This is a genomic window from Dyadobacter linearis (assembly GCF_907165045.1).
GTDB lineage: Bacteria > Bacteroidota > Bacteroidia > Cytophagales > Spirosomataceae > Dyadobacter > Dyadobacter linearis.
Window position 1 is genome coordinate 176,725 of sequence record NZ_CAJRAU010000005.1, and the last position, 20,126, is coordinate 196,850.

Sequence of the window (20,126 nt, forward strand, 5' to 3'; positions counted from 1 at the left end):
GATTAATCACCTGAATGGAAGTATTAATAATGGCAGGACAGCTCATTTTGGGCTTGTCAATTTTGGTAGGGTTACACGAATGGGGGCACATGGCAGCTGCCAAGATGTTCGGGATGAGGGTTGAAAAATATTTCATCGGATTTCCTCCCAAAATATTCAGCATTCAGCGCGGAGAGACAGAATACGGTATTGGCGCAATCCCACTGGGAGGTTTCGTAAAAATCTCAGGTATGATCGACGAATCGATGGACACCGAGTCGATGAACAAGGAGCCCCAGCCCTGGGAATTTCGCTCAAAACCAGCCTGGCAGCGTTTAATCGTTATGCTGGGAGGTATTATCGTCAATGTGGTCGTCGGTATTTTCATTTTCATCCTCATTGCATACCGCGAGGGCGACCAGTTTCTCTCTATCAATGAAGTTAACAAATACGGTATTGTAGCGGGAGACCTGGCGCAGGAAATCGGTTTGCGAACAGGCGATAAAATCGTCAAGGTGAATGGAAAACCCCTTATCAATTTTAATGAAGTTGTGAGTTCGGAAGTGTTTTTAGGAAGTAACAGCTCCTATACTGTAAACCGTGGCGGCAAAGAGGTTTTGATTGAAATACCTAATAATTTTATTGAAAAACTGTCTGACCCTCAGGAAAAAGGAAACTTTATCCGCGCTCAGGAACCGTTTAAAATAGGCGAAATCAAGGCTGATTCTCCTGCTGAAACAGCTGGTCTGCAAACCGGCGATCAGGTAATATCCCTGAATGGAAAACCGATTCAGTTCTTTCACCAGATGCAGGATGAGCTGGGTAAGCTGAAAGGCAAACAAACTGAGGTTGTCGTGCAGAGAGGAGCGGAACAAAAACCGCTTAAACTGGACGTTTCTGAGGATGGTACTATTGGATTTTATCGCACTACATTATTGAATTACACTGCGGTTGAATACACGCTGGGCCAGGCTATAAAAGTGGGTACGAACGACGCTTTCGCTATCGTATTTGATAATATTAAAGGTTTTGGCAAGATCTTCCGCGGAGAGGTATCTGCTTCAAAGGCACTGAGCGGCCCGATTGGTATTGCCAGGATGTTTGGCGGCGTGTGGGATTGGAGCCGCTTCTGGTATCTGACAGGACTTTTATCGATGGTACTGGCATTCATGAATGCATTACCGATCCCGGCACTTGACGGCGGACACGCTGTAATACTTACTTACGAAATTGTTTCAGGCCGCAAGCCTTCGGACGCTTTCCTTGAAAATGCACAGAAAGTCGGGATGGTCCTGCTGCTTGGCTTAATGGCATTTGCAATCTTCAACGATGTTTGGAAAGCTGTTTTTTAGGGGAGAATGGAGGAAGGGAGGAAGGAGGAAGGGATTTATATTTCCATTCTTCTTCCTCCCTTTCCTCCTTTCCTCCTTCCTCCTTCTATCACTCACCCCGAAACACGAATACCATGTTTCGGTGACGCATATGCAGTACAATCCTGCTGCCAGATCGTTTGAGGTGAGTATCCGGATCTTTACCGACGATCTTGAGAGAGCATTAGCACAAAGCAATAACGGACAGCGATTCATTGTCAGAAATGACGATAAGAACGATCCGTTCGTTGAAAGATACATTCGCAAAGCATTCGTGCTGAGTGATGCACAAAAAAGACCTGCGGAGATACGTTATGTGGGCAAAGAGCAGGAAGAAGACGCTACCTGGATCTATCTGGAAATACCTTTTCAGGGAAAACTGGAAGGATATAAACTCCGGAATGAGGCGTTGATGGAGGTTTTTGATGACCAGGTAAATATGACCAATCTCAAATTTACCTCAGACAAAAAAACCTTCCTTTTTAAAAAGGGACAGTCGGTACACACGCTCTGATGTGCCGCTTTACATAGCCTGACACGAGCTTATTGGCATGGCTATTTTGTTTTATTATACCTTTCTTTTGAAAGTCGTTATTTATATATTGGGAAAACGTTATCTGTCAATTTGGCAGAATGCCTATGAAATTTGAACCTTCTGACTTATATAGTCGGCTACTTATGTCTGAATCCGACATGGACAGCCTAGAAATTGTCCCCCTCGGCGGACCCGATGGATCCGATGAGCCTTTTGAACTCCCTAATGAACTTGCCATATTACCGATCAGACAGACCGTGTTGTTTCCTGGAATGGTTATTCCGGTAACTGTGGTGCGTCAGAAAGCAATTCGCCTGGTCAAGAAAATATATCGTAATTCTGATATCAATCAGCGGATACTGGGTGCAGTTACCCAGGCGATTCCGCACAAGGAAGATCCTACGGCGGAAGACCTGTATAATGTCGGCACAGTAGCGCAGATCCTGAAAATGATCACGCTTCCCGACGGGAACGTAACGATCATCGTGCAGGGAAGGCAGCGTTTCGAGATCAAATCGATCATTCACGAAGAACCTTATCTGACTGCCGAAGTGCGCGCGATCGACGATTCATTCGTGGGTCCTACCAAGAAAGAATCGAAGGCTTTGCTGCAATCGCTGCGTGACGGTGCGCACAAGATCATGCGTTTGAATCCTGAGATCCCTCAGGAAGCGCGCATTGCATTGGATAATATCGAAAGTCCGATCTTCCTGATCCACTTTTTGTCTTCCAATATCAATGTGGAAGTTGCCGATAAACAAAAGCTGCTCGAAGAACGGAACGGTCACAAACAGGCTACGCTCCTGCTGCAATATATGATGCGGGAGATTGAGATGCTGGAATTGAAAAGGGAGATCCAGACCAAAGCCAGCTCGGATATCGATCAACAGCAACGTGATTATTTCCTGCGCCAACAAATCAAAGTGCTTCACGATGAACTGGGAATGGACAGCCCTGAGCGCGATCTGGATGAAATCAGATTGAAGGCCAGTCAGAAAAAATGGTCTGATCAGGTGCGTGCGCATTTTGAGAAAGAACTTACTAAGTTACAGCGCATTAACCCAATGGCACCCGAATACCCGGTAACGATGAATTACCTGGAAACACTCGTGGATTTGCCGTGGGGCCAATATACCAAAGACAATTTTGACCTGGTAAGAGCACAAAAAGTGCTTGATTCCGATCACTTTGGACTTGAAAAGGTAAAAGAGCGGATCATTGAATATCTCGCAGTTTTAAAACTGAAAGGAAACCTGAAAGCGCCGATACTTTGCCTTTACGGACCTCCGGGGGTTGGTAAAACTTCACTTGGTAAGTCTATCGCGAAAGCATTGAACCGGGAATATATCAGAATGGCGCTCGGCGGTGTTCATGACGAAGCCGAGATACGCGGTCACCGGAAAACATATATCGGCGCAATGCCGGGTAAGATCATCCAGAATATCAAAAAAGCAGGATCAGCGAATCCGGTTTTTATATTGGATGAAATAGACAAAGTGAGCTCCGATTACCGGGGAGATCCTTCTTCTGCATTGCTTGAAGTACTCGATCCTGAGCAAAACTCTTCATTTACAGACAATTACCTGGAAGTTGAATACGATCTTTCCAAAGTATTGTTCGTAGCCACTGCGAATGCGCTGGATACCATTCACCCCGCCCTGCGCGACCGGATGGAAATAATCGAAATGACAGGTTATACCATCGAAGAGAAATTACAGATCGCGAAACGGTACCTGGTTCCAAAGCAGAGAAAAGACCACGGACTTAAGGCAACCGATATCAAGATCGACGATTCGGCGCTGCTGCGGATTGCAGAAGGTTACACCAGAGAATCGGGCGTAAGGAACCTGGAACAGAAAGTAGGCACCGTAGTTCGAAAAATCGCCAAAGCGGTGGCAATGGAGCAGGATTACCCGAAAACGCTCAAAGGTGATCAGGTCGAAAAATATCTGGGTGCTGAGATTTTTGATAAAGATCTTTACCAGGATAATGATTTTGCAGGTGTTGTTACCGGCCTTGCGTGGACTTCTGTCGGCGGTGAGATCCTTTTTATAGAAACCAGTCTGAGCCGCGGCAAAGGCAATCTGACTCTTTCCGGCCAGCTCGGAGATGTAATGAAAGAATCGGCCGTAGCTGCATTGTCGTACCTGAAAGCAAATGCCGACAGGATCGGTATCGACTACCGCATTTTCAACCATTATGACCTCCATGTACACGTTCCCGCCGGCGCTGTTCCAAAAGACGGACCTTCGGCCGGTGTAACGATGGTCACTTCAATGGCGTCTATTTTCACGCAGCGCAGGGTTAAGCCTTTCATCGCGATGACGGGAGAAATTACCCTAAGAGGTAAAGTACTGCCTGTTGGCGGTGTCAAGGAAAAGATACTTGCAGCGAGACGGGCGGGTGTGAAGGAGATTGTTTTGTGTGTAAAAAACCGCAAAGACGTGGAAGAAGTACCAGCCAATTACATCAAGGATCTGTCATTCCATTATGTGGATACGGTCGACCAGGTGCTGGCTTATGCTTTGCTGCCGGAACAGGTCGCGGACCCTATGCACTTCGTTTTTCCGGATGAAAAAAAGGAAAAAGAAGAAAGCGGTTATGTGACGGTTGGAGCCTGACATAAGAGATAAAAATAGTTGAAGAGGCGCCTTGTGCGCCTCTTTTTCATTATAGGGGTATTGGCATAAAAATTGCGTCCGTTCTTATGAAACTATCCTGATCAAAATGTCTTTACCGCAACTTTCCCCCGAACTCCTGGACCAGCATCCTGAAATTCTACCAAATCACAGGAGCCTCCTTGCCTTACCTGAAAAGATAATCCAGTTTGGTACTGGTGTATTGTTGCGAGGTCTGCCCGATTATTTTGTTAATAAGGCAAATCAGCAGGGGATTTTCAATGGGAGAATCGTAGTTGTGAAATCGACCAGTAGTGGCGGTACTGACGCTTTTAAGCAGCAGCAGAGTCTGTATTCACACAGTATTAGAGGTATTGCTGATGGAAAGCAGGTAGATGAAACGGTGATCAACTGCGCGATCAGCCGCACGCTTGCAGCCAGCGAAGATTGGGCTGAGATACTTAAATGCGCGCATAATCCCGAGTTGAAGATCGCCATTTCAAACACCACTGAGGTAGGCATTCAACTTACTGACGACGACATTTTTGCTTCGCCTCCTGCTTCTTTTCCAGGTAAATTGACTGCCTACTTGTACGAGCGTTTCAAAGCATTTGGTGGTTCAAGAGAATCTGGCATGGTGATCGTACCCACCGAGCTGATCGTCGGGAATGGTACCAAACTGCGATCCATTGTACTGGAACAAGCGTCGCGGCACCAGCTTGGGGATGCATTCATCAACTGGCTCGAAAATGATAATTTCTTTTGCAATTCGCTGGTAGACAGAATTGTACCAGGTAAGCCGGATGCTGAAAGTGTGGAATTAATCTCTGAGAAACTGGGTTTCCGCGATGATCTGTTGATTATTTCAGAGGTATACAGTTTGTGGGCAATTGAAGGCGACGCTCATATTCGCTCGGTCTTGAGCTTTGCCGAGGCAGATAGCGGCGTAGTGATTGAACCGGATATTGATCTTTACAGAGAACTGAAATTGAGACTGCTCAATGGTACGCACACCTTGTCGTCGGGCCTTTGCTTTTTGCAGGGTTTGGAAACGGTGAAAGAGAGTATGGATACGCCGGAGATCGCGCAATTCATCTCTGATCTGATGCTGAACGAACTCGCGCCTGCGATCCCTTTTAAGGTAGATCCACAGCGCGCACATGAGTTTGGAAACCAGGTACTTGATCGTTTCAGAAATCCCTTTATCAGGCACCAATTAATTGACATTACCGTCCAATACACGGCCAAAATGAAAATGCGCAATATCCCGACGTTATTGCAGCACTACAAAAATACCGATGAGGCTCCTTTGCTTTTTGCAAGAGGGTTTGCTGCTTTCCTGAACTTCATGAAGCCTGTTGTGCACAAAGACGATGCTTACTATGGAGAACATAATGGACAACCCTATTCAATCCGCTGCGATTCGGCTGCCTATTTTGACGAAAAATGGAAAAATGCCGCATCACCAATCGACCTCGCACAGCAGGTTTTGAGTGATACTGACCTGTGGGACACAGATTTAAACCTGCTCCCCGGCTTCGCGGATGCAGTGAAGGAGAATATGGTTGATAAGGTGGAGGTTTTGACGATTATTCCGAAGAATTGATAGAAAACCGAAGTTTTCTTTACACGGCTGGTATGCTTATATTTGAGAAAATGACGCATTATGATTCTTCCATTAAATCTCCCGGTTCACGATTCATTCAGTGATGAAGAGCTTCTGGCATTCAGCCTGGCAAATCCTGAATTGTCAGTTGAAAGAGATGAGCATGGGCAACTCTTCATCAATATGACGCCGACTTTTGCAATCAGTAGCTCCAATAACAGCGAGCTGATTACCGAACTGGGAATTTGGAACAGAAAATACAAAGCAGGTAAAGTTCTTGAATCAAATGGCGGATATTTCCTGCCCGATTCTTCCATGCGTGTTCCCGATGTAGCCTGGATACAGCTGGATCGATGGAATGCGATGAGTATTTCAGAGAAAAAGTCTTTTCCTCACCTTGCCCCTGATTTTATAATTGAGTTGAAATCAGAGACCGACAGCCTGGCGGATCTGCAAGGCAAAATGGAGAAGTGGATTACAAATGGAGTCCGTTTGGGCTGGCTTATTTGCACTGATAAACAGATTACTTACATCTACGAAGCGGGCGCGCCTGTTACAAGTATAAAATTCGAAGAAACGATTTCAGGCGGATCAGTTTTAAATAACTTCTCTGTCCGCCTGAGTGATATTCTTGAATATTAAAAACCTGCTAGCTATTGCTTCTGAACTCTTTGACCAAAGCAATACTCTCAGCAACTTTCTGCTCGATCCAGGCGTAATTACCTTCGGCGACTATATCTTTCGGGAACAAGTTTGAACCCAAACCGACCGCATAAGCGCCTGCTCCAAACCATTCGCTGATACTTTCCCGCGTGGGCTGTACACCTCCTGTTACCATGATCTTCACTTTCGGCATTGGCCCGCGGATCGCTTTTACAAATGCAGACCCTACTACATCTCCGGGAAATAGCTTAACAACCTCCGCACCAGCCTGTTGTGCATTATATATCTCAGTCAAAGTCGCTATACCAGGAATCCAGGGGATATTTGCTTTTAAACAAGCCTCGCCCACTGCCGGGTTAAGGAATGGTGTCACGATAAAGTCGGTTCCTGCATCGATGAATTTCTGCGCGGTTTCGGCATCGTAAATAGTACCAATACCCAGCGAAAGCCCGGGAAGGGTTTCTTTGGTATACGCCAGCAAATCCGAAAATACCGTGAATGCATTATCGCCACGGTTAGTAAACTCGATCGCCCTGGCGCCGCCGCGGTAGCTTGCATTGATAATCTCTTTCGCAACTTCTATATCTGCATGGTAGAACAGCGGCACAATGCCCACTTCGTTCAATAGTACCAGTGTTGTTTCTTTGTCCATATCTACATGCTGTCAATGAATTGCAGCTTTAAATTTTATCTTTTAATTCTTCCCGAAGTCTCCCCCTGACGAATCGCCTCTACTTCTGCAATGGTCGAGATCAGCGCGTCGCCTTCGATCGTGTGCTTTAATGCAGAAGCCGCAACTCCGAATTCCAGCGCTTTTTGCTGGTCGTCGAACGTGATCAGGCCGTGGATCAGTCCCGCTATGAATGCGTCGCCGCCGCCTACCCTGTCGATGATCGGGTTGATTTCAACATCCTCCGTTTCCAGCAGCTCACTTCCATTCCACAAATAAGCCCTTAAAAGGTTATGTGAGGCACTTATCGAAGTCCGCTTCGTGTCTACGACTGTACTTACCTGCGGATATTCCTTCTGTAAATTGACGCAGGATTCGCGGAAATCGTTTCCTCCTATCCCAAAAATCTCCTTTATATTTTCACCATTCGCAATTACAATATCAGTTCCGGCCGTCAGCTCCGGCAACACTTCCGAAGGTTTTTTACCATATTTCCACAAATTAGCGCGGTAGAAAATATCACCTGAAACGGTCAGCCCATACTTTCTGGCGACTTTAATACCGTCCAGCAAAGCATCGGCCGCACCCTGCGACAAAGCCGGCGTAATTCCGGCCCAGTGAAACCATTTGGCATCTTTTAATATACTATCCCAATCGATTTCCTTTGGGTCAATTTCGGCAAGAGACGAATTAGCTCGGTCGTAAACGATCTGGCTACCACGCAATGCAGCACCCGTTTCAAGATAATAAACAGCCATTCTGGGCCCGCCGTAAATGATATGCGAAATATCGACCCCGTGAAATTGCATGTACTGTGCCGCAGCGCGCCCGATCGGAGAATCAGGAAAACGGGTTACGTGGGCTGTATGATGCCCCCAATACGCCAAAGCGGTCGACACATTGGCCTCGCCACCGGCGTAAGTCACATTGAACTGTCGGGCTTGTTCAAAACGGGAAAAACCAGGAGTGGAGAGTCGCATCAGGACTTCACCGAAAGAGACGATTTGAGCCATATTTGGAATGGTACCCTTGCTGTAACGAATTAAAACAAGGGTTTTGAAAGATTAACAATTAGTCAAAAATAGCATTAAACATCAAAATAGCCCATAACAATGCGTTTTGGGCTATTTATTTATATTCTTACAAATTTAGTTTGTCAAAAACCAAAGTATTTGCTCGCGTTGTTGTACGAAATATCCTGCACCATTTTGCCAAGCCAAGGCATATCATTTGGCAACTCCCCATTTTCCACGTCGGTACCGATCAGATTACACAATATCCTTCTGAAATATTCGTGTCTCGGGTAAGATAGAAAACTGCGTGAATCAGTCAGCATTCCTACAAAACGGCTTAGTAAGCCCATATTAGAAAGTGCATTCATCTGGCGCTCCATTCCATCTTTTTGATCCAAAAACCACCAGCCCGAGCCAAACTGCATTTTGCCTGCGATGGTACCGTCATTATAATTGCCGGTCATCGTGGCAAGTACTTCATTGTCTCCGGGATTGAGATTATAAAGGATCGTTTTGGCCAGCTGATCCGTTGAATCAAGCTTATTCAAAAACTTGGAAAGTGCCTGCGCCTGGCTATAATCGCCTATTGAATCCCAGCCTGTATCCGGTCCGAGCTCGCGCAGCATTCGCTCATTATTATTTCTCAATGCTCCTAAATGAAATTGTTGCGTCCAGGATTTCTCATGGTCAATTTTGGCAAGGTCAAATAAAAGCATTGATTTAAATGCAGTTCGCTGCTCCTCACTCGCGACCTGACCATTTTTAGTAATTTCAAAAGCCTGCTTCGCCGCTTCCTCATCAAAAGTCGCATAAATGTGCTCCAAACCATGATCTGACAGCTTCCCGCCCATTGAGGCGAAAAAATCATGGCGGTTCCGCAAAGCATCCAGCAGCTCCTGATAAGAGTTGATATTGGCTCTTCCGGAAGCAGCCGCCAATTTCGAAAGGTATGCATTAAAATCCTTCGGGGAATCGATCAAAAGCATGGACTTATCCGGCCGGAATGTAGGTAATACCTTGATATTAAAGCCAGCCTGCTCAATTGCGCGATGGTATTCGAGCGAATCAATCGGATCGTCCGTTGTGCAGATCACTTTTACATTCATCTTGTTGAGCAGGCTTGTCACCGAAAAATCGGGTTGTTTAAGCTTCGCCGAACATTCGTCGTAAATCTCTCTTGCTGAATCTCTATTGAGGATAATATCGATGTCAAAATAGCGCAGCAACTCCAAATGCGTCCAGTGGTACAAAGGATTTCGCATTGTGTAAGGTACCGTCGCCGCCCACTGTTCAAACTTCTCCCAATCGCTCGCATTACCTGTACAGAACCGCTCATTGATCCCGTTCGCACGCATTGCCCGCCACTTATAGTGATCGCCGTAAAGCCAGGCCTGCGTCAGGTTCTCAAACTGCTTGTCTCCCGCAATCTGGTCGGGCGGTAAGTGACAGTGGTAATCGATAATCGGCATCTCCTTCGCGTAATCGTGGTAAAGGATACGCGCGGCTTCCGAACGAAGGAGAAAATCCTCGGAGATAAATGTTTTCTGTGCAGTAGCGATTGTCGTCATTTTAGTAGGCTATTATTTTTTGTCACCCCCCTTTCAATTCCATATTCCAATCCTCTCAATTCCGCCAATCCTCTTAGCCTCCCAATCGCAGTATAACCCGGGTTGGTCCTTTTGCCAGTCGATAAATCGTCCAGCATTCGGTGTCCATGATCAGGCCGAAAAGGCATTCTAAGATCTGTTCTCCCTTCTTTTTCTCTTCTTTTTTGTTCCAGAACCAACCCCCGCATTACTGAATACATATCAACGTCTCCATCGAGGTGATCGGCTTCGTAAAAGCTTCCGTCGTGCTCCCGTTTTGTCGCACGTAAATGAATAAAATGTATCCTGCTACCTAGCCTGTCCACCATTCCTGCCAGGTCATTATCGGCGCGTACGCCGTAGGATCCTGTACAAAAGCAAATTCCGTTAGACTGGTGATCGTAAGCTTCCAGCACCATCATCGCATCATTTTCAGTACTTACCACTCTTGGCAAGCCTAATATCGGGTACGGCGGATCGTCCGGGTGAATAGCCAGCCGAATGCCCGCTTCCTCAGCCACAGGGCCTATTGCCTGAATAAATTGATATAAATGCGTCCGCAATTCGAGATCGCCTACTTCTTTATAAGTATCGAGTACTTTCCTGAATTCTTCAACCGTAAAACTCTCTTCCGAACCGGGCAAACCCGCGATGATATTGCGCACGAGTTTCTGCACTTCTTCCTCCGAAGCTCCGTCAAGCCATTTCTTAGCTTTCGATTTTTGTTCGTCGGTATACAAATCCTGGGCTTCTGTGCGGTTTAGTATATAAAGATCAAATGCCGCAAACTGCCCCGCGTCAAACCGTAAGCCAGTCGAACCGTCTTTCATCGGCGCGTCCAGATCCGTTCTGGTCCAGTCGAGGATCGGCATGAAGTTGTAGCAAACAGTATCAATCCCGCATTGGCCCAGGTTGCGCAGACTTTGCTGATAATTAAGAATGTATTTTTCAAAATCACCCGTCCGCGTCTTAATCGCCTCATGGACAGGCACACTTTCCACCACCGACCAGGTAAGTCCGGCCGCTTCGATCATTTCTTTTCTTGCAGTAATTTCCGCGACCTCCCAGATCTGACCATTGGGAATATGGTGTAATGCAGTTACTATTCCGGTCGCGCCGGCCTGACGGATATCCTGTAACGTAACAGGATCATTCGGCCCAAACCAGCGCCAAGTTTGTTCTAATGCCATTTTTTTAGCTGTTAGCGATTAGCTGTTGGCTGTTAGCTGTTAGCTTTTTCTGCTACGTGTTAATCGCCTTTATATTAAATGTGTTGTAAAAAGTCAAATTATATTCACCAAATAGATCGCAGCCAACAGCTAACAGCCAATAGCTAACGGCTGAAGGCTAAAAACCTCACGCCACCAACCTGTGCTCCGGTACCCTTTCTCTGAGCACTTTCAAGGCCCGGCTCATTTGAGTTTCCACTGTTTTGACGGATATAGCAAGTTTTTCGGCGATATCCCGGTAGCGCAGGCCCTCTTCGCGGCTTAGTCTGAAAATGAGCTGGCATTGTCTTGGCAGCGCCTGAATGCAATCTTCCACGTGCGAATAAAATTCGTTGAACGAAAGCTCCTCGGCCGGCGAAAAGTGATCCGCGTGCGACATATTCCATTGCACCGATTCCAGCGATTCCCGCTCGTTCTGGCGATGTATCCGTAATTTCAGATAGTCAAGCGCCTGGTTGCGGACAGCCCGGTAAATGTAAGCCTGAAAAGATGTATGCACCTCAATCTGTTCACGGTTTTTCCAAAGCTTTACAAAAACATCCGACACAACTTCCTCCGCAATCTCGCGGGTTACAACTACGCGCATCGCATAATTGCAAAGCGACCGGTAGTGGTGGTTGAATAATTCCCGAAACGCGTGGTAGTCGCCGCTTGTCACCACTTTGCCGAACAGATTCTCCAACATGCTTTTCTGGGATTGGGCAGAGGATGTGGTGCAGGTAAACGATTTTGCTTCCATTGATTCACGTTAAGTTGGTTTATAGAAAATTTCCGGGATAGGTAGTGGTATTAGGTAGCCGACCCTCGTCAACAATGAACCTAGTTTAACCATTGATTCAATGATACACAAAAATAAATCTTGAAAAAAAGCAACAAATCTACGCAACCGTTCCCGGAACCGTTCCCGTCAGCGCAATTATTCCCGGAACTTAGGCAGTAGATTAGTAATTTGTGCAACATTCTCACTTTTGTGCATTCTGGTGCATTTCTTAGGATTAATAGTAAGATTGCATTATTCCCATATCCCTCATGAAAAAGGTTTCCATAACCATTAAAGAAATAGCGCGGCAGCTCGATATCTCCAAATCTACGGTCTCGCGCGCCCTCCGCGACAGCAGTGAGATCAGTGAGGAGACCAAGAAAAAAGTCATCGCGCTGGCAGAAGAACTGAACTATTACCCCAACCCTATTGCGATCAGCTTGCTGAAAAACAGGACGCAGACAATCGGCGTGATCGTGCCGGATATTGCAAACCGGTTCTACTCATCGGCGATCGGCGGCGTGGAGGATATTGCGTACAGCCGCGGCTATCACACGATGATCTACCAAAGTCACGAGCTGCTCGAACGCGAACGTTCCGCTTCCAGGCATATTGCTTCCCGGCGGGTCGACGGGCTGGTAGTTGCTATTTCCAGCCAGTCGGAGAATATCGAACACTTCGTGTCTTTGCAGGAGCAGGGTATTCCCGTGGTGTTTTTTGACCGGGTAAGTGATGCAATGCAAACGCACAAAGTGCGCGTGGACGATTACAAAGGCGCATTTGATGCGACTGAGCACCTTATTAAGCGTGGTTGCAGGCGTATCGCACATATTGCCGGGCCGAAGCCCGTTTCGATTACCCGCTTTCGGCTGGAAGGTTATAAGGATGCGCTGCGCAAATATGATATCAAGTTTCAGGAAGAGTGGGTTTTGCACAGCGAGATCACGCAGGCGGGCGGTACCGAGCGGACTTACCAGCTAATGGCGCTCCGCGAGCGGCCCGATGCTATTTTCGGGGCCAGCGACCGGATCACGATGGGGATACATTCTGCATTGCGGCAGCTTGGCTACCGAATGCCCGACGATGTGGCGGTAGTCGGTTTTTGCGACCTCGCTATGTCCTCGCTCCTCGATCCGCCGGTGAGCTCCATTACGCAGCCTTCATTTGAAATGGGCCAGCAGGCAACTTCATTGCTTCTGGATCTGATTGAAAGCAAAAATACCCCGGCCGAATATGAGACCAGGGTATTGCCTTCTAATTTGGTGATCAACAAGTCATCTATGAAATAGAAACTATGCTTTGTTTTATCAACCCGTTATTGTTTTCAATTTTCTGTCAAACTCCGCGAGAATGCGTTCTTTCATTTGAACTTTGCGTTTTTGAATATTGATACGTCCTGCCGCCTGTTTATCCAGTTCAGGATCGCCGGTTGCTGTTCTGTCAAATTCAAGTATTGCAAATTCGAGGTCGCTTTTCTCACGTTTTGCAAGCCATTCCAGCTCGCGGTATTTTGTTCTGAGCTGTTCTTCCGGACTTTTCAAGTCGAATGCAGGGTACTTTCTGCTGATCACCCTGGCCAGGTAGCTTAGTTCAAATATCTTGTCGCAAACCATTCTGAAACGCTCAGCAAGTTCTTTATCTGCCATTTTGAAAGGTATTTTAATCTCCTTCCATTTGCTCAAAAGCACTTTTGCTTCCTGCGAAGCTTCCACGATATCCTGACTTCTCAGCAATGTTTCAGCTTGCGCCAATAGTTTCTGCTGTTCTACAATTCTCGGGTCGACACGTACTTTTGGCTCTATCCCTTTGGCCAGGTTGTATTTGTCATAAAACAATTTCAAAAAGTGCCTGTAAGCTTTATTAACCTTGAAAAAACGCTTCGGTGGAACTTCCCCGATGGTATTCCATGCATTGCGCACGTCTCTCGCTTTGGCATAAGCATCGTCCAGATCGCGTGAGTAACTCAGCGTTTTTGTGATTTTGATGAGCTTTTCATACTCCTCAATACGATGCTGGTTAATTTTATTCTGTTCGTCAAAATAGTCACGGCGGCGCTGGAAGAAATCGTCCAGGATTTGCTGAAAAGTGCTTTCTACCTCTTCCTGATACTCTTTTTCAACAGGACCTGTGCGGATCCATTTCGCTTTGATCTCCTGAATCTGATCGGTGGCAGCGGCGTAATCTTCAATCGCAGCCGCAACTTTTACGTCTTCGATCAGCGCGCGTTTTATTTCAAGATTTTTAAGTTGATTAACTTCAATCAAACCCTTCAAATACTCTTCTTTCTCTTCCAGTCGGCGCAGCAGAGGGACAAAATCCCCGAGTGCATCAAAACCTTTAAGCTTGCGTTGCAGCTGGATCAGCTTGGTGAGATAAGAACCTTTGTTAAGGGCCTCGTCAATTTCCTGTTCCAATTGCTCCACTTTGTTCAGGACGATATTGAATCGATTTTTGAAATAATCAATCGCTTCCTGCTCCGTCCTTTTCACTTCTCCAATTTGCCGGTCGGGGAATTCCAGGTACCCCTTTAAAAATACTTTGCTGTCTTTAACATAGCCGTATTCATCATTCAATGTGGCATTTTCCATTCTTTCAATTTTTTTATCTGCTAAGTGTAGGGATATATAACGATATTTGTTACGCACAAATTAAACAAAAAATGAGTAACGAAACCATTATTTTCTCAATGTCGGGAGTCAACAAAATCATTCCTCCCAACCGGCATATTATTAAAAATATCTATTTATCCTTTTTTTATGGTGCAAAAATCGGGGTTCTTGGATTAAATGGTTCAGGAAAATCAACATTGCTGCGTGTGATCGCCGGCATCGATAAGGATATTCAGGGCGACGTTGTGTTCTCGCCCGGTTACTCCGTCGGAATGCTGGAACAGGAGCCAAAACTGGACCCTACGAAAACGGTAAGAGAAGTGGTAGAAGAGGGTGTTCAGGAGATTGTCGATTTGCTGAAAGAGTTTGACCAGATCAACGAAGCTTTCGGAGAAGAGGACGCAGATTTTGACAAACTACTTGAAAGACAGGGGGAAGTGCAGGAAAAGCTGGATACCGCCGATGCTTGGAACCTGGACAACCGACTTGAAATCGCGATGGACGCACTTCGCTGCGCACCTTCCGATACTCTGGTCTCGACACTATCGGGAGGTGAAAAGCGTCGCGTCGCATTGTGCCGCCTGCTCCTTCGCCAGCCTGACGTTTTGCTACTCGATGAACCTACCAACCACCTTGATGCCGAATCGGTACTTTGGCTGGAAGAGCATTTAAGACAATATAAAGGAACAGTTATAGCAGTTACCCACGATCGTTATTTCCTTGATAACGTGGCTGGCTGGATCCTGGAACTCGACCGCGGCGAGGGTATTCCCTGGAAAGGAAATTATTCTTCGTGGCTGGAACAGAAGCAGGAACGTTTGAAAAAAGAAGAAAAAACAGAATCCAAGCGTCAGAAAACGTTGCAGCGCGAGCTGGAATGGGTTAGAATGGGCGCAAAGGGTCGCCAGGCGAAATCCAAAGCACGCTTAGGTGCATACGAAAGGCTGCTCGGCGAGGAAGGCAGGGAGAAGGAAGAGAAATTGGAGATCTTCATTCCGGCTGGTCCGCGATTGGGCAACAAGGTCATCGAAGCGCACAACGTTTCAATGGGTTTTGGAGACCGGCTTTTGTATGAAAATCTTAGTTTCGCATTGCCACCAAATGGTATTGTAGGGATTATCGGGCCAAACGGTGCGGGTAAGACCACATTATTTAAACTCATCACCGGACAACTGAAACCACTGACTGGCCACTTTGATGTGGGCGATACCGTCGAGCTCGCTTATGTAGACCAGGAGCACGATAACCTGGATGCTAACAAGACTGTATATCAAAGCATTGCAGATGGAAATGACTGGATTATGATCGGCGGAAAGCAATCGAATGCGCGCGCTTATGTGAGCCGGTTCAATTTCGGCGGCGGCGACCAGGAAAAGAAGGTGGGTAATCTATCCGGTGGAGAAAGAAACCGGGTGCATTTGGCTATGACGTTGAAAGAAGGTGGCAACCTGCTATTACTCGATGAGCCGACCAATGATTTGGATGTCAATACATTGCGTGCATTGGAAGAAGGTCTTGAAAACTTTGCAGGCTGCGCGGTGATTATTTCCCACGACAGGTGGTTCCTCGACCGTGTCGCTACCCACATTCTTGCATTCGAAGGTGATTCTCAGGTATATTGGTTTGAAGGTAACTTCTCCGAATACGAAGAAAACCGCCGCAAGAGACTGGGAACCGATGCTACTCCAAAACGCATCAAATACAAAAAACTAGCTTAGAACGTTAGGTAAGGCGGAGTCAGAACAGCGTTTTGGCTCCGCTTCATTTTTCGGCTGCGCTCAACGTGACAGCGGCACTTGATTGGCTCAAAGATCAATTCTTGCTAACTTTCGCACAAAACCCGTTTTTAATATTCAATGAGTTCAAATCCGTCTTTGTCTAAAATACATTTCATCTCGATAGGCGGCAGCGTCATGCATAACCTTGCGATCGAGCTGCATTTAAAAGGATATATCGTTACAGGATCGGACGATGAAATATACGAACCTTCGGCAAGCCGGCTTGCCAAATATGATCTGCTTCCAGCGGTTACCGGGTGGTTTCCCGAAAAAATCACCAGCGACCTGGAATCGGTAATTCTCGGCATGCACGCCCGGCAGGACAATCCGGAACTCGCGAAAGCGAAGGAACTGGGTATTAAAGTATATTCTTATCCGGAGTATATTTTTGAACAAAGTCAAAGTAAACAGCGCGTTGTGATCGCAGGAAGTCACGGAAAAACCACGACTACTTCGATGATCCTGCACGTTTTGAAATACCATAACCGCGTTTTCAACTACCTCGTCGGTGCCCAGATCGAAGGCTTCGATAATATGGTAAAGCTTTCCGAAAATGCGCCGGTAATTATTATTGAAGGCGACGAATATTTCACCTCCCCGCTGGACCACACTCCCAAATTCATGCATTACCAGCCACATATCGCATTAATCAGCGGTATTGCGTGGGACCATTTCAATGTTTTCCCTACCTGGGAATCTTATGTAAAGCAATTCGAACTTCTCGCGGACTCCCTGCCCAAAGCTGGCGCCATTATTTTTGACGAAACCGACGATATGCTCGACGTGATCGGTCAGAAAGATCGCCCGGACGTTGTGAGTATTCCTTATAACGTGCATCCAAACAAGATCGAGAATGGAAAAACGATTTTGCTGACAGCCGAACAGGGTGAAGTTCCTGTTATGGTTTTTGGAAACCATAATATGAAGAATATCAGCGGCGCACATGCAGTTTGTGAGCGGCTTGGTATTACAGATGAGGAGTTTTACAAAGCTATTCAAACATTTAAGGGTGCTTCGAAAAGGCTCGAATTGCTGGGCAGCTCTGATTCTGTGAGCATTTATCGCGATTTCGCTCACGCACCTTCCAAAGTGGAAGCTACTACTGCTGCATTAAAGCAACAATACCCTGACAGAAAACTTGTTGCCTGCGCAGAACTGCACACTTTCAGCAGTTTGAACAAACTTTTTCTCAAACAATACCGAAGGAAACTGACAGCTGCTGATGTAGCGATCGTATACTACAACCCGCTGACGATCGAGCACAAAAAGCTGGAACCTATTTCCGAGGAAGATATTAAAAACGCATTCAAAAGGGACGATTTGCACATATTCACCAGTTCCGAAGATCTGAATGCATTTCTGAGATCGCTGACCTGGAAAGCCAGTAACCTGCTTTTGATGAGTTCAGGCACATTCGGCGATCTGGATATGAAGTCGCTGGCCGCAGATATTCTTGAAAATCAGTAATATATCAATACAAAAATCTGTTTCATGCAATCGATTGTAGTTTACTGCGGATCTAATATTGGCAAAAAACCGGTCTACGCGGAGACTGCCTATGAATTGGGCAAAGAACTGGCTAACAGGGACATCAAGCTGATTTACGGCGGAGGCAATATGGGCTTAATGGGCCGCGTGGCCGACGGTGCGATGGATCACCAGGGATTTGTGACGGGCATTATTCCCAACTTTCTCGCAAACCTGGAAAAAGCCCACAAGGAGCTTTCCGAACTGCATTTTGTGGATACCATGCACGAGCGTAAGGCCAAAATGGTCGCTATGTCCGACGGCGTGATTGCGATACCGGGGGGTTATGGCACTCTGGACGAACTGTTTGAAATACTTACCTGGGCGCAGCTACGAATTTTCCACGGACCAGTTGGCTTGCTGAATGTAAATGGGTACTACGATTTGTTACTGCTTCAACTCGAAAAAATGGTCGAGGAAGGTTTCTTACATCCGTTAACTCATCAATTACTGGTGGTTGATAATGATCCTGCGGGACTTTTAGAAAAAATGGAGATATTCCGGCAGCAAAATCCGGAAAATAAGCCTTTGGATAGCTCGTTATATGTAGATAACAACTAGTTACCTCCCCTTCCATGATGCGTATTTTAGTACTCCTGCTGTTTACCTCAATTTCATTCTGCTCTTACGGGCAATTGGAAAGTCTTGGAAAAACTGTAAACACCGAATACAACGAAATCAGCCCGATTATTGCGCCCGACGGCAAAACAATCTATTTTTCACGGGTAAGCCACCCTCAGAATACGCACGGGCAAAAGGGCAGCCAGGATATCTGGTTTTCTGAGCTTAAAAATGACAAATGGACGCAGGCAAGAAGACTTCCGCCGCCGCTCAACAAGGAAGATTATAATTCGCTTTACAGCATTACCCCCGACGGCAATACGCTGCTGATCAAGGGTTCTTACAAAAATGGCGTGTACGAAACACGTGGATTTTCGACCAGTAAAAAAACTGCAAGAGGCTGGTCAGCGCCGAATAAAATTGAAATTCCAGGCTATACAAAGTTGAGTAAAGGTCAATTTGACTGCGGCTACCTTTCTACCGACGGGAAGACTTTGGTCATGTCTTTTAGCGAAAAGAAGAGCAGTAAGGTTGATAATCTCTATGTAAGTTTTAAACAAAAGGATGGCAGCTGGACGAAACCGATGGACCTTGGAGCGGAAATCAATACAGATGAATTTACCGAAACCACTCCATTTCTTGCCCCTGACGGCGTAACGCTGTATTTTTCGAGCGACCGGAAAGGCGGCCAGGGGAGCAACGACATTTATTACAGCAAACGCATTGACAAATCCTGGAAACGCTGGAGCCGGCCTGTTAACCTCGGTCCCGCGATTAATTCCGATGGGTACGACGCCTATTATACCATTTCGGCCCTGGGTGATTTCGCATATATGGTCTCATTTAAGGGTACTGAGGGAAAAGGCGATGTAGTACGTTTTGACCTTCGCCCGAAGGTGACGCCCGGGGATACCACCGAAGCGCAGATTGCGAATATACCCGCAGCCGATCCGGTTGTGATGATCAGTGGTAAGGTGATCGATTCGAAAACGGGAAAACCGGTCGAGGCTACTATTATTTATGAAAACCTGGCCGACGGAGAAGAAGTGGGTACGGCGACAACAAATCCAACCACGGGTGAATACAAAATCGTCCTTCCTTATGGTCAGAAATACAGCATGCGGGCCGTGGCACCTAATTTTATTGCTGAGGGAGAAAGCGTTGATCTTACTGACTCGACAGGTGGGGCTGGTAAAAATTTCAGAGAAATCGCTAACAAATCTTTAAAGCTGATCCCGATTGAAGAAGGTCAGATTGTTCGCCTCAACAACATTTTCTTCGCTACCGGGAAAGCTACCCTCAACAAGGAATCCTTTCCTGAGCTGGACAGGATCGTGATATCGATGGTTGAAAACAAAACGCTCGTGATCGAGCTGGGCGGCCACACCGATAATACAGGTAGTGCTGCATTTAACCTCGACCTCTCTCAAAATCGCGCAGATACAGTCCGCGAATACCTGATCGGAAAAGGCATTGAGCCCGACCGCGTGGCCAGCAAAGGTTACGGCGAAACGGTACCGGTAGCCAAAAACGATACCCCGGAAGGCCAGCAACTCAACCGGCGCGTGGAATTTAAGATCCTTAAGAAATAGCCAAAGCAGCGACATTCGCAAAAGGCCCGA

General features: G+C 46.5%; 16 protein-coding genes. 10 read left to right on the forward strand and 6 right to left on the reverse strand.

The window, feature by feature from the left end; genetic code table 11:
- Positions 1–14: 14 nt before the first annotated feature.
- The 5 genes from rseP to KOD92_RS17740 all read left to right on the forward strand — a co-directional run bounded on the left by rseP (position 15) and on the right by KOD92_RS17740 (position 6,750).
- Complete coding sequence (gene rseP / locus KOD92_RS17720) at positions 15–1,331, forward strand: RIP metalloprotease RseP (protein ID WP_215234929.1); 1,317 nt, start codon at positions 15–17, stop codon at positions 1,329–1,331.
- A 130-nt stretch (positions 1,332–1,461) separates the two neighbouring features.
- Positions 1,462–1,863: a DUF6702 family protein gene (locus KOD92_RS17725; RefSeq protein ID WP_310589448.1), complete on the forward strand. Its 402-nt coding sequence runs from the start codon at positions 1,462–1,464 to the stop codon at positions 1,861–1,863.
- Positions 1,864–2,027: 164 nt separating this feature from the next.
- The gene (lon, locus tag KOD92_RS17730; RefSeq protein ID WP_215234931.1) at positions 2,028–4,505 is read left to right on the forward strand and encodes an endopeptidase La; all 2,478 of its coding nucleotides are present in this window, start codon (positions 2,028–2,030) and stop codon (positions 4,503–4,505) included.
- 106 nt (positions 4,506–4,611) lie between these two features.
- Positions 4,612–6,108, forward strand: coding sequence for a tagaturonate reductase (locus KOD92_RS17735; RefSeq protein ID WP_215234932.1), 1,497 nt, complete (start codon positions 4,612–4,614; stop codon positions 6,106–6,108).
- 60 nt (positions 6,109–6,168) lie between these two features.
- A complete protein-coding gene (locus KOD92_RS17740; protein ID WP_215234933.1) occupies positions 6,169–6,750 on the forward strand; it encodes a Uma2 family endonuclease in 582 nt (193 codons plus the stop codon).
- 7 nt (positions 6,751–6,757) lie between these two features.
- Here the strand turns inward: KOD92_RS17740 and KOD92_RS17745 are convergent, their stop codons facing one another.
- The 5 genes from KOD92_RS17745 to KOD92_RS17765 form a co-directional block, all read right to left on the reverse strand.
- The gene (locus KOD92_RS17745) at positions 6,758–7,423 is read right to left on the reverse strand and encodes a bifunctional 4-hydroxy-2-oxoglutarate aldolase/2-dehydro-3-deoxy-phosphogluconate aldolase (protein WP_215234934.1); all 666 of its coding nucleotides are present in this window, start codon (positions 7,421–7,423) and stop codon (positions 6,758–6,760) included.
- A gap of 35 nt (positions 7,424–7,458) precedes the next feature.
- Complete coding sequence (locus tag KOD92_RS17750) at positions 7,459–8,454, reverse strand: sugar kinase (RefSeq protein ID WP_215234935.1); 996 nt, start codon at positions 8,452–8,454, stop codon at positions 7,459–7,461.
- A gap of 143 nt (positions 8,455–8,597) precedes the next feature.
- A complete protein-coding gene (gene uxaC / locus KOD92_RS17755) occupies positions 8,598–10,022 on the reverse strand; it encodes a glucuronate isomerase (RefSeq protein ID WP_215234936.1) in 1,425 nt (474 codons plus the stop codon).
- The gene (gene uxuA, locus KOD92_RS17760; RefSeq protein WP_215234937.1) at positions 10,019–11,230 is read right to left on the reverse strand and encodes a mannonate dehydratase; all 1,212 of its coding nucleotides are present in this window, start codon (positions 11,228–11,230) and stop codon (positions 10,019–10,021) included. Before uxuA ends, uxaC begins: the two co-directional genes overlap by 4 nt.
- Positions 11,231–11,396: 166 nt before the next feature.
- Positions 11,397–12,008 carry an RNA polymerase sigma-70 factor gene (locus tag KOD92_RS17765; RefSeq protein WP_215234938.1) on the reverse strand — a complete coding sequence of 204 codons (612 nt, stop codon included), beginning with the start codon at positions 12,006–12,008 and terminating at the stop codon, positions 11,397–11,399.
- A gap of 290 nt (positions 12,009–12,298) precedes the next feature.
- On the opposite strand from KOD92_RS17765, the gene KOD92_RS17770 reads away from it, so the two are divergent.
- A complete protein-coding gene (locus tag KOD92_RS17770; protein ID WP_215234939.1) occupies positions 12,299–13,318 on the forward strand; it encodes a LacI family DNA-binding transcriptional regulator in 1,020 nt (339 codons plus the stop codon).
- 18 nt (positions 13,319–13,336) lie between these two features.
- Here KOD92_RS17770 and KOD92_RS17775 read toward each other — a convergent pair whose 3' ends face one another.
- Positions 13,337–14,617: a DUF349 domain-containing protein gene (locus KOD92_RS17775; RefSeq protein WP_215234940.1), complete on the reverse strand. Its 1,281-nt coding sequence runs from the start codon at positions 14,615–14,617 to the stop codon at positions 13,337–13,339.
- Positions 14,618–14,688: 71 nt separating this feature from the next.
- Here KOD92_RS17775 and ettA point away from each other — a divergent pair, with 71 nt between their 5' ends.
- From ettA to KOD92_RS17795, 4 genes are all read left to right on the forward strand, one after another.
- Entirely contained in the window at positions 14,689–16,356 is a 1,668-nt protein-coding gene (ettA, locus tag KOD92_RS17780; protein ID WP_215234941.1) for an energy-dependent translational throttle protein EttA, read from the forward strand.
- Between the two features lie 138 nt (positions 16,357–16,494).
- Positions 16,495–17,883: a UDP-N-acetylmuramate--L-alanine ligase gene (locus KOD92_RS17785; protein ID WP_215234942.1), complete on the forward strand. Its 1,389-nt coding sequence runs from the start codon at positions 16,495–16,497 to the stop codon at positions 17,881–17,883.
- 24 nt (positions 17,884–17,907) lie between these two features.
- On the forward strand, positions 17,908–18,504 hold the full coding sequence (locus KOD92_RS17790) for an LOG family protein (protein WP_215234943.1): 597 nt from the start codon (positions 17,908–17,910) through the stop codon (positions 18,502–18,504).
- Between the two features lie 17 nt (positions 18,505–18,521).
- A complete protein-coding gene (locus tag KOD92_RS17795; protein ID WP_215235208.1) occupies positions 18,522–20,096 on the forward strand; it encodes an OmpA family protein in 1,575 nt (524 codons plus the stop codon).
- The last annotated feature ends 30 nt before the right edge of the window (positions 20,097–20,126 follow it).